The 12,851-nt window shown below is 65.6% G+C and carries 12 protein-coding genes; 5 read left to right on the top strand and 7 right to left on the bottom strand.

Translation table 11 applies throughout. The annotated features are described in order from the left end of the window. Window positions 1-21 precede the first annotated feature (21 nt). The 4 genes from LDO54_RS11120 to LDO54_RS11105 all read left to right on the top strand — a co-directional run bounded on the left by LDO54_RS11120 (window position 22) and on the right by LDO54_RS11105 (window position 2,890). A complete protein-coding gene (locus LDO54_RS11120) occupies window positions 22-987 on the top strand; it encodes a prepilin peptidase (RefSeq protein WP_224010191.1) in 966 nt (321 codons plus the stop codon). A gap of 3 nt (window positions 988-990) precedes the next feature. Next, on the top strand, window positions 991-1,626 hold the full coding sequence (gene coaE / locus LDO54_RS11115) for a dephospho-CoA kinase (RefSeq protein ID WP_224010189.1): 636 nt from the start codon (window positions 991-993) through the stop codon (window positions 1,624-1,626). A gap of 224 nt (window positions 1,627-1,850) precedes the next feature. Further along, window positions 1,851-2,606 (top strand): cell division protein ZapD, encoded by a 756-nt coding sequence (gene zapD, locus LDO54_RS11110; protein WP_224010187.1) that lies wholly within the window; start codon window positions 1,851-1,853, stop codon window positions 2,604-2,606. 86 nt (window positions 2,607-2,692) lie between these two features. Then, entirely contained in the window at window positions 2,693-2,890 is a 198-nt protein-coding gene (locus LDO54_RS11105) for a DNA gyrase inhibitor YacG (RefSeq protein ID WP_027817984.1), read from the top strand. Between the two features lie 89 nt (window positions 2,891-2,979). Here the strand turns inward: LDO54_RS11105 and LDO54_RS11100 are convergent, their stop codons facing one another. From LDO54_RS11100 to secA, 4 genes are all read right to left on the bottom strand, one after another. Next, entirely contained in the window at window positions 2,980-3,420 is a 441-nt protein-coding gene (locus LDO54_RS11100) for an NUDIX domain-containing protein (protein ID WP_224010185.1), read from the bottom strand. Further along, entirely contained in the window at window positions 3,417-4,289 is an 873-nt protein-coding gene (locus LDO54_RS11095; protein WP_224010183.1) for an ATP-binding protein, read from the bottom strand. The genes LDO54_RS11100 and LDO54_RS11095 overlap by 4 nt, the downstream gene beginning before the upstream one ends. Before the next feature lie 30 nt (window positions 4,290-4,319). Next, entirely contained in the window at window positions 4,320-5,561 is a 1,242-nt protein-coding gene (gene argJ / locus LDO54_RS11090) for a bifunctional glutamate N-acetyltransferase/amino-acid acetyltransferase ArgJ (protein ID WP_224010181.1), read from the bottom strand. A gap of 179 nt (window positions 5,562-5,740) precedes the next feature. After that, window positions 5,741-8,539: a preprotein translocase subunit SecA gene (secA, locus tag LDO54_RS11085; protein ID WP_224010179.1), complete on the bottom strand. Its 2,799-nt coding sequence runs from the start codon at window positions 8,537-8,539 to the stop codon at window positions 5,741-5,743. 353 nt (window positions 8,540-8,892) lie between these two features. On the opposite strand from secA, the gene LDO54_RS11080 reads away from it, so the two are divergent. Further along, window positions 8,893-9,420, top strand: a complete 528-nt coding sequence (locus LDO54_RS11080; protein WP_224010177.1) for a DciA family protein — start codon at window positions 8,893-8,895, stop codon at window positions 9,418-9,420. 115 nt (window positions 9,421-9,535) lie between these two features. Here LDO54_RS11080 and lpxC read toward each other — a convergent pair whose 3' ends face one another. The 3 genes from lpxC to ftsZ all read right to left on the bottom strand — a co-directional run bounded on the left by lpxC (window position 9,536) and on the right by ftsZ (window position 12,759). Continuing rightward, window positions 9,536-10,453, bottom strand: coding sequence for a UDP-3-O-acyl-N-acetylglucosamine deacetylase (gene lpxC, locus LDO54_RS11075; protein ID WP_224010175.1), 918 nt, complete (start codon window positions 10,451-10,453; stop codon window positions 9,536-9,538). A 255-nt stretch (window positions 10,454-10,708) separates the two neighbouring features. Continuing rightward, window positions 10,709-11,218 (bottom strand): peroxiredoxin, encoded by a 510-nt coding sequence (locus LDO54_RS11070; protein WP_224010173.1) that lies wholly within the window; start codon window positions 11,216-11,218, stop codon window positions 10,709-10,711. 347 nt (window positions 11,219-11,565) lie between these two features. After that, on the bottom strand, window positions 11,566-12,759 hold the full coding sequence (gene ftsZ, locus LDO54_RS11065; protein ID WP_224010171.1) for a cell division protein FtsZ: 1,194 nt from the start codon (window positions 12,757-12,759) through the stop codon (window positions 11,566-11,568). Between the last annotated feature and the right edge of the window lie 92 nt (window positions 12,760-12,851).

The raw sequence follows: 12,851 nt of genomic DNA, 5'->3' as shown, positions 1-12,851 counted from the left end.
CAGATTACGGTTCCCCCACTCATGCCCGTCTCCCTTGCATCCGCCGATGCGGCTTCGTCCGCGCTGCCCTTCACCGCCGCCCTCGCGCTCTTGCCGCAAGGCGTGCTGATGGGCTTCGCGATCGTCATCGGCCTCGTCGTCGGCAGCTTCCTGAACGTCGTGATCCATCGTCTGCCGATCATGCTCGAACGCGCATGGCGCGCCGATGCCGCCGACGCGCTCGGCCACGCTGCAACGTCCACCGAGACATCCGCCGACACATCCGCCGAACTGTTCGCCGACGACGGCCTGCCCGCACGCTACAACCTCTGGCTGCCGCGCAGCGCGTGCCCGCATTGCGGCCACGTCCTGCGCGCGTGGGAGAACATTCCGCTCGTCAGCTGGCTCGCGCTACGCGGCCGCTGCTCGCACTGTCATGCGCGGGTGAGCGCCCGCTATCCGGCCATCGAGATCGCCAGCGCCGCGTGCGCCGTCGCCGCGCTGCTCGCGTTCGGTCCCACGGGCAAGGCGCTTGCGGCGTTCGTGCTGTGCGCGGCGCTGATCGCCATGAGCGCCATCGACCTGGAACATCAGTTGCTGCCCGACGCGCTCACGCTTCCGCTCGTCTGGGCCGGGCTGCTCGTCAATCTCGCGGAAACGTTCACCGATCTGCACGCGGCCGTGATCGGCGCGGTGGCCGGCTACGTCGCGCTCTGGTGCGTCTACTGGCTGTTCAAACTGCTGCGTGGCGTCGAAGGCATGGGACACGGCGACTTCAAGCTGCTCGCGGCGCTCGGCGCGTGGCTCGGCTGGAGCGCGCTGCCGCAGATCGTCGTGATCGCGGCGGTGGCGGGCGCTGTCGTCGGTCTCGTTGCAACGTCGAGCGGGCGCATGCGTTTCGAAGAACCGCTGCCGTTCGGACCTTATCTCGCCGCGGGCGCGCTCATCACGCTGTTCGCGGGCACGCCGCTCTATGCGGCGTTCGCCGCCTTCGCCTGGGGGACCTGATCGATGACTGCAACGATTGATCCTTTCACGCTGGGTCTCACGGGCGGCATCGGCAGCGGCAAGTCCACGGTTGCCGACCTGTTCGCGGCGCGCGGCGTGCCGCTCGTCGATACGGACGTGATCGCGCATCGCATCACCGCGCCCGGCGGCCTGGCGATGGCGCCGATCGCCGCGCAATTCGGCCCCGAATTCGTCGCCGCCGACGGCTCGATGGATCGCGCCCGCATGCGCGCACTCGTGTTCAGCGACGAAGCCGCGCGCAAGCGGCTCGAGGCCATCACGCATCCGCTGATCCGCACGGAAACGGAGCGCGAAACGCGCGAGGCGAACGGGCCGTATGTGATCGTGGTCGTGCCGCTGCTCGTCGAGTCAGGCGCGTGGAAGTCGCGCGTTGCGCGCGTGCTCGTCGTCGATTGCAGCGTGCAAACGCAGATCGGGCGTGTGATGCGCCGCAACGGCTTCAGCCGCGAGCAGGTGGAAGCGATCATCGCGCGCCAGGCCACGCGCGATGCGCGCCTCGCGGCCGCCGACGATGTGATCGTCAACGACGGCGCCACGCTCGACACGCTCGCGCAGGACGTCGAAATACTGCATCGGCGCTATCTCGCGCTTGCGGGCGCGCAAAACACTGCGCGTTAGCAGACGGACGCGGCGCGAACGCATGCTGCAACCACGCGCCATGCTGCGTTCGCCGCGCGCGATCAGGGCCTGAAAATGGCCGGATTGCGCGCCACATCGCGGCGCGACACACAGCTGGAGTAGGGTCTCACGCAATCGCGGGCCGTGTGCGATTGCGACAGTAGTCCCACAGCATTAGAATGTCCTGCAATCCTTCACACCGACCACGTCCGAGGCGAGCGCGCTTGATTCTTTACGAGTATCCCTTCAACGAGCGAATCCGGACGCTGCTGCGCCTTGAGGACCTGTTCGAGCGCTTCACGTTTTTCCTGACCCAGGAAGACCCGAGGGAACATCACGTCGCGCTCACGACGCTGTTCGAAATCGCGGAAGTCGCAGGCCGTGCCGACCTCAAGTCGGACCTGATGAAAGAACTCGAGAGACAGCGTCAGACGCTCGCTCCGTTCCGCGGCAATCCCGGCATCGAACAGAACGCGCTCGAAACCGTCCTCGGCGAAATCGAGCAGACGCTCGCGGGTCTCACGCAGATGCAGGGCAAGACCGGCCAGCATCTCGCGGACAACGAATGGCTCACGAGCATTCGCAGCCGCGCGATCATTCCGGGCGGCACCTGCAAATTCGACCTGCCGTCGTATTACGCGTGGCAACAACTGCACGCCGACCAGCGCCGCCAGGATATCGCCAAATGGGTCACGCCGCTGCTGCCGCTGCGCGACGCCGCGGGCATTGTGCTGCGTCTCGCGCGCGAGTCGGGCCAGGCGTCGAAAGTCATGGCCATGCAGGGCAGCTACCAGCAGATGCTCTCGGGCCGTACGTATCAGCTGATGCAGGTGCGCGTGGCACCGGATTTGCGCGTGATCCCCGAAGCGAGCGCCAACAAGTACATGCTGTGGGTGCGCTTCACGGTGCAGGACGGCGATCTGCGTCCGCGCGCCGTCGATCAGGACGTGCCGTTCCAGCTCACGCTCTGCAGTCTATAAGCACGCTGAGCACGGCCACGGCGCCTGCCACACCTTGCCAACCGCGCCGCCCGTCGGCGGCGCACAGCTACTGAACGTTCGACCGAATGACCACTGTCGTGAAATGTCCGACCTGCGGCAAGGATGTCCGCTGGGTTCCCGAAAACCGCTTCCGCCCTTTCTGCTCCGAACGCTGCAAGCAGATGGATCTGGGCGCCTGGGCCGCCGAAAAGTACCGGATCGGCGGCAACGAGGAAGACACGCCGCCGGACGACGAAGCGCCGCCCACGGATACGCGTCAGTAAGCGCGCCGCCAGATCCAGGCGATCCGCGCCCCAATGAAAAAAGCCGCTGTGCTCATCGCACCGCGGCTTTTGTCTTTACAGCGTCGCGCTTACTCCGCCGCGAGCCACTCCAGCACGGGAATGGTCGCCGGCAGCAGCGGCTCGACGCTGGCCGGCAGCGACTGCCAGACGAACGCTTGGCCCTCGCGGCCATGCGGCTCGCCGGTCCACTCGGTGACCTTGCAGAAGTAGAGCCGCACGTAGGCATGCGGATAATCGTGTTCGAGCGTATGCCAGCGATGGCAAGCCTTCACGTCGATGCCCAGTTCTTCGTGCAGTTCGCGCGCGAGCGCGGCCTCGACCGACTCGCCCTGTTCCAGCTTGCCGCCGGGAAATTCCCAGTAGCCCGCATAAGGCTTGCCCTCGGGACGCTGCGCGAGCAAATAGCGCCCGTCCGGCTGCACCAGCACGCCCACGGCCACCTCGGTGACGGGGCGCGCCTGCGGATTATTGTTCGCGCCGCTCGCGCCATCCTTGCCTTGCTCGCTCATGCCTCTTGCGCCTTCTTGCCCGACCAGTCGCGCGCGAATTGCCACGCCACGCGGCCCGAGCGCGAACCGCGCTCCAGCGCCCAGACGAGCGCGTCGCCGCGCGCCGATTCCACTTCGGCGTCGCTGCATTCGAAGTGACGCAGCCAGTGGCCGACGATCGTCAGATAGTCGTCCTGCTTGAACGGATAGAAGCTGACCCACAGGCCGAAACGTTCCGACAGCGAGATCTTCTCTTCCACCACTTCGCCCGGATGAATCTCACCGTCGGGCATGTGCTTGTAGGACTCGTTGTCGCTCATGTACTCGGGCAGCAGATGGCGGCGGTTCGAGGTCGCGTAGATCAGCACGTTGTCCGACTGCGCGGCCACCGAGCCGTCGAGCGCCACCTTGAGCGCCTTGTAGCCCGACTCGCCGTCCTCGAACGAGAGATCGTCGCAGAACACGATGAAGCGTTCGGGACGCGTCGAAATCAGATCGACGATATCGCCGAGATCGTGCAGATCGTCCTTGTCGACTTCGATCAGGCGCAGGCCGTCGTGCGCGTAGGCGTTCAGGCAGGCCTTGATCAGCGACGACTTGCCGGTGCCGCGCGCGCCCGTCAGCAGCACGTTGTTCGCGGGCTTCTTCTGCACGAACTGGCGCGTGTTGCGGTCGATGAGGTCCTTCTGGCGGTCGATGTTCTGCAGGTCGTCGAGCGCGATCGTCGAGATCGCCGGGACCGCTTGCAGGAAGCCGCGGCCCTGGCGCTTGCGCCAGCGGAACGCGATCGCCGAGTTCCAGTCGACTTCGGGCGTCGCCGGCGGCAGCACGGATTCGAGGCGGCCGAGCAGTGCTTCGGCGCGGGTCAGAAACTGTTCGAGCTTGTCCATTGCGTCTTGCTTAGAAAGATCAGGAACGGATTAAGAACGGTAATCGGCGTTGATGCTCACGTAGTCGTGCGAGAGATCGCAGGTCCAGACCGTGGCTTCGGCGTTACCGCGGCCGAGCACCACGCGGATCAGGATCTCACTCTTCTTCATGACGCGCTGGCCGTCTTCTTCCTTGTATTCAGGATTGCGGCCGCCGGCCTTCGCGACGAGCACGTCGTCGAGATACAGGTCGATCTTGCCGACGTCGAGATCCGTCACGCCCGCGTAGCCGATCGCGGCCAGGATACGGCCGAGGTTGGGGTCCGAGGCGTAGAACGCCGTCTTCACGAGCGGCGAGTGGCCGATCGCGTAGGCGATCTGGCGGCATTCGGCGACGTCCTTGCCGCCTTCCACCTGGATCGTCATGAACTTGGTCGCGCCTTCGCCATCGCGCACGATCAGTTGCGAGAGCGTCTGCGCCACTTCCGTGACGGCGTCGCGCAGCGCGGCGTACGCGGGCGAATCCGTCGACGTGATCGCGGGCAGGCTCGATTTGCCCGAGGCGATCAGGATGAACGAGTCGTTGGTCGAGGTGTCGCCGTCGATCGTGACGCAGTTGAACGAGCGGTCGGCCACGTGCTTCACGAGTTCGTCGAGCACCGGCTGCGCGACGTTCGCGTCGAACGCGAGGAAGCCGAGCATGGTCGCCATGTTCGGCTTGATCATGCCCGCGCCCTTGCTGATGCCCGTGAACGTGATCGTGTGGCCGTCGACGTCGATCTTGCGCGACACGGCCTTCGGCAGCGTGTCCGTGGTCATGATCGCCTGCGCGGCGTCGTACCAGTTGTCGGCCTTGCGGTTCGCCAGCGCGGCCGGCAGACCGGCGACGAGGCGATCGATCGGCAGCGGTTCGAGAATCACGCCCGTCGAGAACGGCAGCACCTGCGACGGTTCGATGCCCGCCAGCTTCGCAAGCGCGTCGCAGGTTTCGCGCGTGTTCGCCATGCCCGGCTCGCCCGTGCCCGCGTTCGCGTTGCCCGTGTTGATCACGAGCGCGCGGATCCCCTTGCCGCCCGCGCGCACGTTCGCGAGATGCTCGCGGCACACCGTGACCGGCGCGGCGCAGAAGCGGTTGAGCGTGAACACGCCCGCAACGCTCGCGCTTTCATCGACGGAAATCACCAGCAAGTCCTTGCGGTTGGGCTTGCGGATATGCGCTTCGGCCCAGCCGAGCGTCACGCCGGCGACCGGATGAAGTTGGGCAGGATCGATCGAGGGGAAATTGACAGCCATGAGGGCGACCTGTCGAAAAGGCAATGCCGGCCCCGGCGTCTGAAGGCCGGGCCGGCATCGAGGATTCATAACGCAAGGCCCGCCTTGATGAGCGGGCCACCGGAATCAACGCGCAAGCACGTCGTGAAGCAGGCGGCGCGAGCGTCGTGCATCTAGCGCGACGGTTGCGCCACGCCGCATCACGCGATCTTGCCGTGGCACTGCTTGTACTTCTTGCCGCTGCCGCACGGGCACGGGTCGTTGCGGCCGACCTTCGGCACGCCGTCGGCGCCGAGCGCTTCGTGGCTCATGGCCGCGCCGACCATCGCCGCGGCGGCGTCCGCCGCGACCGGAGCGGCCGCCGGCACGCCTTCGCCCGCTTCCGCGAACTCGGCATGACGGAACTCGACGTTCTCGAGATGACCGCCCTGTTCTTCCATCTGCTCGGCGGCGTCTTCGAGCTGCTCCTGCGACTGGATCTGCACGTTCATGACGATGCGCGTGACTTCCGTCTTTACGGCGTCGAGCATCGCGGCGAACAGTTCGAACGCTTCGCGCTTGTATTCCTGCTTCGGGTTCTTCTGCGCATAGCCGCGCAGATGGATGCCCTGACGCAGATGGTCGAGCGCCGCGAGGTGTTCGCGCCAGCTACGGTCGAGCGTCTGCAGCATGACCGAGCGCTCGAACCCGCTGAACGATTCGCGGCCCACGAGCGCGACCTTCTGCTCGTACGCTTCGTCGGCGGCGGCGAGCACGGCTTCGAGAATCTCGTCCGCGTCGATCGACGACGACTCGTTGATCATTTCCTGGATCGCGAGGTCGAGCTGCCATTCGTTGCGCAGCACTTCCTCGAGTTCGGGCACGTCCCACTGTTCTTCGATGCTGCCCGCCGGCACGAACTGGCGCACGATCTCGGTGATCACGCCATGACGCATCGCGCCGATGGTTTCGGTGATGTCGTGCGCTTCGAGCAGTTCGTTGCGCTGCTGGTAGATCACCTTGCGCTGGTCGTTCGAGACGTCGTCGTATTCGAGCAGCTGCTTGCGGATGTCGAAGTTACGCGCTTCGACCTTGCGCTGCGCCGACTCGATCGAACGCGTGACGATGCCCGCCTCGATCGCCTCGCCTTCCGGCATCTTCAGGCGATCCATGATCGAGCGCACGCGGTCGCCCGCGAAAATGCGCAGCAGCGGGTCTTCGAGCGACAGATAGAAGCGCGACGAACCCGGATCGCCCTGACGGCCCGCACGGCCGCGCAGCTGGTTGTCGATACGGCGCGACTCGTGACGCTCGGTGCCGATGATGTGCAGACCGCCCGCGGCCTTCACCTGATCGTGCAGCGTCTGCCATTCGTCGTGCAGCTGCTGGATGCGGCGCGCCTTTTCGTCGGCCGGAATCGCCTCGTCGGCCTCGATGAACGCGGCCTGCTTTTCGGCGTTGCCGCCCAGCACGATGTCGGTACCGCGGCCCGCCATGTTGGTGGCGATGGTGATGCGCTTCGGACGGCCGGCTTCGGCGACGATCGCGGCTTCACGGCCGTGCTGCTTCGCGTTGAGCACGTCGTGCGGCAGACCCGCCTGCGTGAGCAGATGCGAGAGCAGTTCCGAGTTTTCGATCGACGTCGTGCCGACCAGCACCGGCTGACCCCGCTCGAAGCATTCGCGGATGTCGCGAATCACGGCGTCGTAGCGCTCCTTGGCCGTCTTGTAGATCTGATCCTGCTTGTCGATCCGCTTCGGCACGCGGTTGGTCGGGACCACGACCGTTTCGAGACCGTAGATCTCGTTGAATTCGTACGCTTCCGTGTCCGCCGTACCCGTCATGCCCGAGAGCTTGGCGTACATGCGGAAGTAGTTCTGGAACGTGATCGACGCGAGCGTCTGGTTCTCGCTCTGGATCTTGACGTGTTCCTTCGCTTCCACGGCCTGATGCAAGCCATCCGACCAGCGGCGGCCGGCCATCAGACGGCCCGTGAATTCGTCGACGATCACGACTTCGCCGTTCTGCACGACGTAATGCTGATCCTTGAAGAACAGCGTGTGCGCGCGCAGTGCGGCGTACACGTGGTGCATCAGCGTGATGTTCTGCGGCGCGTAGAGGCTTTCGCCCTGGCCGATCAGGCCCCACTCGGCGAGCATGCGCTCGGCCTTTTCGTGGCCCGATTCCGTGAGGAACACCTGGCGCGCCTTTTCGTCGAGCGTGTAATCGCCCGGCTTTTCGACGCCCGTGCCGTCGGCCTTCTCTTCGCCGATCTGGCGTTCGAGCAGCGGCGGCAGCGCGTTCATGCGCACGTAGAGTTCGGTGTGGTCCTCGGCCTGGCCCGAGATGATGAGCGGCGTACGCGCTTCGTCGATCAGGATCGAGTCCACTTCGTCGACCACGGCGAAATTCAGCGCGCGCTGCACGCGCGCCTCGGTCTCGTAGACCATGTTGTCGCGCAGATAGTCGAAGCCGAACTCGTTGTTCGTACCGTAGGTGATGTCGGCGCCGTAGGCTTCCTGCTTCATGCCGTGGTCCATCTGCGACAGATTGATGCCGACGGAAAGACCGAGGAAGTTATAGAGGCGCGCCATCCACTCGGCGTCGCGCTGGGCCAGGTAGTCGTTCACCGTGACGACGTGCACGCCGCGGCCCGAGAGCGCATTGAGGTACACGGGCAGCGTGGCGACGAGCGTCTTGCCCTCGCCCGTGCGCATTTCGGCGATCTTGCCGTAGTGCAGCACCATGCCGCCGATCAGCTGCACGTCGAAGTGACGCATCTTCAGCACGCGCTTGCTGGCCTCACGGCAGACGGCGAACGCTTCGGGCAGCAGGTCGTCGAGCGACGTGCCCTTGGCGACGCGCTCGCGGAATTCGGTGGTCTTGGCGCGCAGTTGCTCGTCGGTGTACTGCTCGATCGTCGGTTCGAGCGCGTTGATCGCCGCGACCGTCTTCTGATATTGCTTGATCAGGCGCTGATTGCGGCTGCCAAAGATTTTCTGTAAGAAACCGGTGGTCATCGGATCGGTGTCTGCGTCGCGGCTTCGGCCGGGATTCCTGCGCGGCTCGTGTGCGCCCGGATTGCGCCAGGTTTGCATACGACTCGCGCCACGCACCCGGATCGGAAAGACCTCGGCGGCTTAAGCCCAAATTGGTGGATTCGAATCGGGCATTTTAGCACGCACCCTTGACGCCGCCTGTGTCAGCGCCGTGATCGGTGCAGCGCGCCATGCCCGCGCTGACGCGGCCCCTGCAGCGGCACGCGACGCGCAACGGCCACTCCACGGGACGCGTGGACGGAAAGCGCGCAGCCTACGTCAGGCTACAATCACGACATCGCCGCGCAGCCCGCGCGCGCTCCCATTCCTGCCACATGAGCCGTTTCACGCCGATTTCAAGGCCTGGCGCCCCGCGAGCCCCCGGCGCTGCACGTCCCGCCGGCGGTTCGCGCAAGCCCGGCGGCCCGCGCGCACCGCAGCTGCTCACCGAAGTGCTGAGCCGCACCGACGCGTTCGCGCCGCTGCGCGCGGGCGTCGAGCAGATCTCGGCGATCCAGCGCGATCTGAACGCCCTGCTGCCCGACTATCTCGCGTCGAGCGTGGAGCCCGGCTTCATCAAGGAGGGCAAGCTCGCGCTGTTCGCCGCTCACAACGCGCTCGCGGCGCGCCTGCGCCATCTGGAGCCGCGCCTCGTCGCCGATTTGCAGGCGCGCGGCTGGCCGATCGACGGCGTGCGCATCCGCGTGCGTCCGCAGGCCGTGAAGGAGCCGCCGCAGCCCAAGCAGGCGCGCATGACGCCCGTGGGCGCCGCCGCGCTCGCCACGCTCAGCGAGAACCTGCCGCCCTCGCCGCTTCAGGAAGCGCTCGCGAAGATGGCGGCGCGGCATCTGAAGCGCCGCTAGGCGGTCCGCGGCACCACGCCGCAGGCGCGTGACAATCCAGCGAAGACCGCGCGAAAAACAAAAAAGGGTGGCTTATCGCCACCCTTTTTCATGTCTGCGCATTGCGCGCCGAGCATCAGGCAAATGCCGTCTGCGCCTCGTAACCGAAGCCGCGCGGCGCCTTCTGCGTATCGTCGAAGGTGACGATTTCATAAGCGTCTTCATGCGCGAGCAGCTCGCGCAGCAGCGCGTTGTTCAGGCCGTGCCCCGACTTGTACGCGTCGTACGCCGCCAGCAGCGGATGGCCGACCACGTAGAGGTCGCCGATCGCGTCGAGCATCTTGTGCTTCACGAACTCGTCGTCGTAACGCAGGCCGTCGTTGTTCAGGATGCGGTACTCGTCGAGCACGATCGCGTTGTCCATGCTGCCGCCGCGGGCGAGGCCCAGTTCGCGCATCATTTCCACTTCATGCGCGAAGCCGAACGTACGCGCACGTGCGATTTCACGCACATACGAGGTGTTCGCGAAGTCGACTTCGAGCGCCTGACCGGTCTTGTCCACGGCCGGGTGACGGAAGTCGATGGTGAACTTGAGCTTGAAGCCGAAGAACGGATCGAGGCGCGCGAATTTGTCGCCGTCGCGCACTTCCACGGTCTTCTTCACCTTGATGAACTTCTTCGGTGCGTTCTGTTCCTCGATGCCCGCCGACTGGATCAGGAACACGAACGACGAGGCGCTGCCGTCCATGATCGGGATCTCTTCAGCCGTGACGTCGACGTAGAGATTGTCGATACCGAGACCCGCGCACGCGGACATCAAGTGCTCGACCGTCGAAACGCGCGCACCGTCCTTCTGCAGCACCGAGGCGAGACGCGTGTCGCCGATCGACATCGCCGATGCGGGGATGTCCACCGGAGTCGGCAAATCCACGCGCGAAAACAAGATGCCCGTGTCCGGCGCCGCCGGGCGGAGCGTCAGATTGACTTTGCGGCCCGAGTGCAGGCCGATGCCAACCGTTTTCACGATCGATTTGATGGTTCGCTGCTTCAACATAGTGTTCTGCTCATTGAAAATCCCAATCGGGACTTTTTAACTCATAGCGCCAATTATACTCCAAGTCTGCAGAAACCGCCGTCGTCCCGGGCGTGACAATCTGTTTCCCGTTGTTACGCTGCGGGGATGGACGACGGGCCGATGACCGGAACGGAGGCGTTCCCGGCCATCGGCCCGCACGGCTTGAAGTAAACACCCGTCACATTTGCGGTGCCGGCCCGTTGCGCGAGGGCAACGCTGACACGGCCAACGCGCTCATGCGGGGCTCAGCGCAGCCAGGATGCTCGCGGCATCGCTGACTTCGAATTTGCCGGGCGCCTCGACGTTCAGCGTCTTGACCACGCCGTCGTCGATCACCATGGCGTAGCGCTGGGACCGAATGCCCATGCCACGCGCCGACAAATCCTGCTCCAGACCGAGCGCACGGGTGAACGCCGCGCTGCCGTCGGCCATCATGCGTACCTTGCCCGAGGTCCGCTGATCGCGCCCCCACGCGCCCATCACGAACGCGTCGTTGACGGACACACACCAGATTTCGTCGACGCCCGCCGCGCGCAGCGCGTCGAACTGTTCGACATAACCCGGCACGTGTTTCGCCGAGCAGGTGGGCGTGAAAGCGCCGGGCAATCCGAAGATCACCACGCGCTTGCCCGCCGTCTGCTCGCGCACGCCGAAGCTGTTAGGCCCCAGCGTGCAGCCCGCGCGCTCGTCTTCGATGAACTCGAAGAGGGTCGCATCGGGCAGCGTATCACCCTGTTTAATCATGGCTCGTCCTTCACATCGATGCGCAAAGCACTCCGGCACGCCGCATCGGGCCATCATACGCCCGGCCGCAAGTGCCCGAGGAATCCGCCGGCGCGCGGCTCACGCACCAGACATGCGTGCTCGCGACACCTGCCAGCAACACCTTTCACAACGCCTGACGGCAGCCTGGACAACACGCCGTGCGTCGAAACGCAGCGGGCAAGCGTCCGTGCCGGGCATCCACGCGGATGCGGCGTTGCGGATTCTTCCTCGTCTTCTCGCGACTTGCAGCCTGCCTGACCGTCCGCGGGCGGGGCGCAACTCAATGCGCCACGCCGCAGCCGGATCTGAGCAGTGCGCAGTCCGCCTTAGTCCGCCTGCTTACGCAGGAACGCCGGGATGTCGTACGTGTCGACGCCCTTTTCCTGCAGCGCCTGCACGTGCGAAGCCGCGGTGTCGCGCGACGTGCGCCACACAGCCGGCGTGTCCAGCGCGCCGTAGTCGGCGGTGTTCGGCGGCGGTGCGTACGAATGCGGCGCGGCGGCAACCGGATGGTTGTCCGTGCCCGTACGCAGCAGCGTCATCGGCGCGGCTTGCTGCTTCGATGCGGCAGCGCGGCCGAGGCCCGTTGCCACCACCGTCACGCGCAGCGCGTCGCCCATCGCGTCGTCGTACACGGCACCGAAGATCACCGTGGCGTCTTCCGCCGCGTAGCTCTTGATGGTGTTCATGACTTCACGCGTTTCCGACAGCCGCAGCGAACGGCTCGACGTGATGTTGACCAGCACGCCACGCGCGCCCGACAGATCGACGCCTTCGAGCAGCGGGCTTGCGACCGCCTGTTCGGCAGCGAGGCGCGCGCGATCGACGCCGGCCACCGTGGCCGTGCCCATCATCGCCTTGCCCTGCTCGCCCATCACCGTCTTCACGTCTTCGAAGTCGACGTTCACCAGACCGTCGACGTTGATGATTTCGGCGATGCCTGCGACTGCGTTGTTCAGAACGTCGTCCGCGCACTGGAAGCACTTGTCCATCTCGGCGTCATCGCCCATCACGTCGAACAGCTTGTCGTTCAGGACGACGATCAGCGAGTCGACGTGATCCTCCAGTTGCTGCGAGCCGGCTTCCGCCACGCGCATGCGCTTGCCACCTTCGAATTCAAACGGCTTGCTCACGACACCGACCGTGAGAATGCCCATTTCCTTGGCGATCTGCGCGACCACCGGCGCTGCGCCCGTGCCCGTGCCGCCGCCCATGCCGGCGGTGATGAACACCATGTGCGCGCCACGCAGCGAGTCGGCGATGCGCTCACGCGCTTCTTCCGCTGCCGCACGGCCCATCTCCGGCTTCGCGCCGGCGCCAAGGCCGGTCACGCCGAGCTGGATCACGGCCGGCGCGCGCGAACGCGAGAGCGCCTGGGCGTCCGTGTTCATCACGATGAAGTCGACGCCTTGCACGCCGCGGTTGATCATGTGCTGAACGGCATTGCCGCCAGCGCCACCGACGCCCACCACCTTGATGATGGTGCCGTTGGTTTCCGTTTCCAGCATCTGGAATTCCATGTTGCCTCCGTCAAGAAAAAGATTCCGCTCCTCGGCAGTTATTCAGGGAGAGTCGGGCAACCCTCCACTGCGCGCCAGCCGCCGTCACCAGC

This window comes from Paraburkholderia tropica (assembly GCF_914484835.1).
In the GTDB taxonomy this organism is placed as follows: Bacteria; Pseudomonadota; Gammaproteobacteria; order Burkholderiales; family Burkholderiaceae; genus Paraburkholderia; species Paraburkholderia tropica_A.
This window is presented reverse-complemented; position numbering and strand designations above follow the sequence as displayed.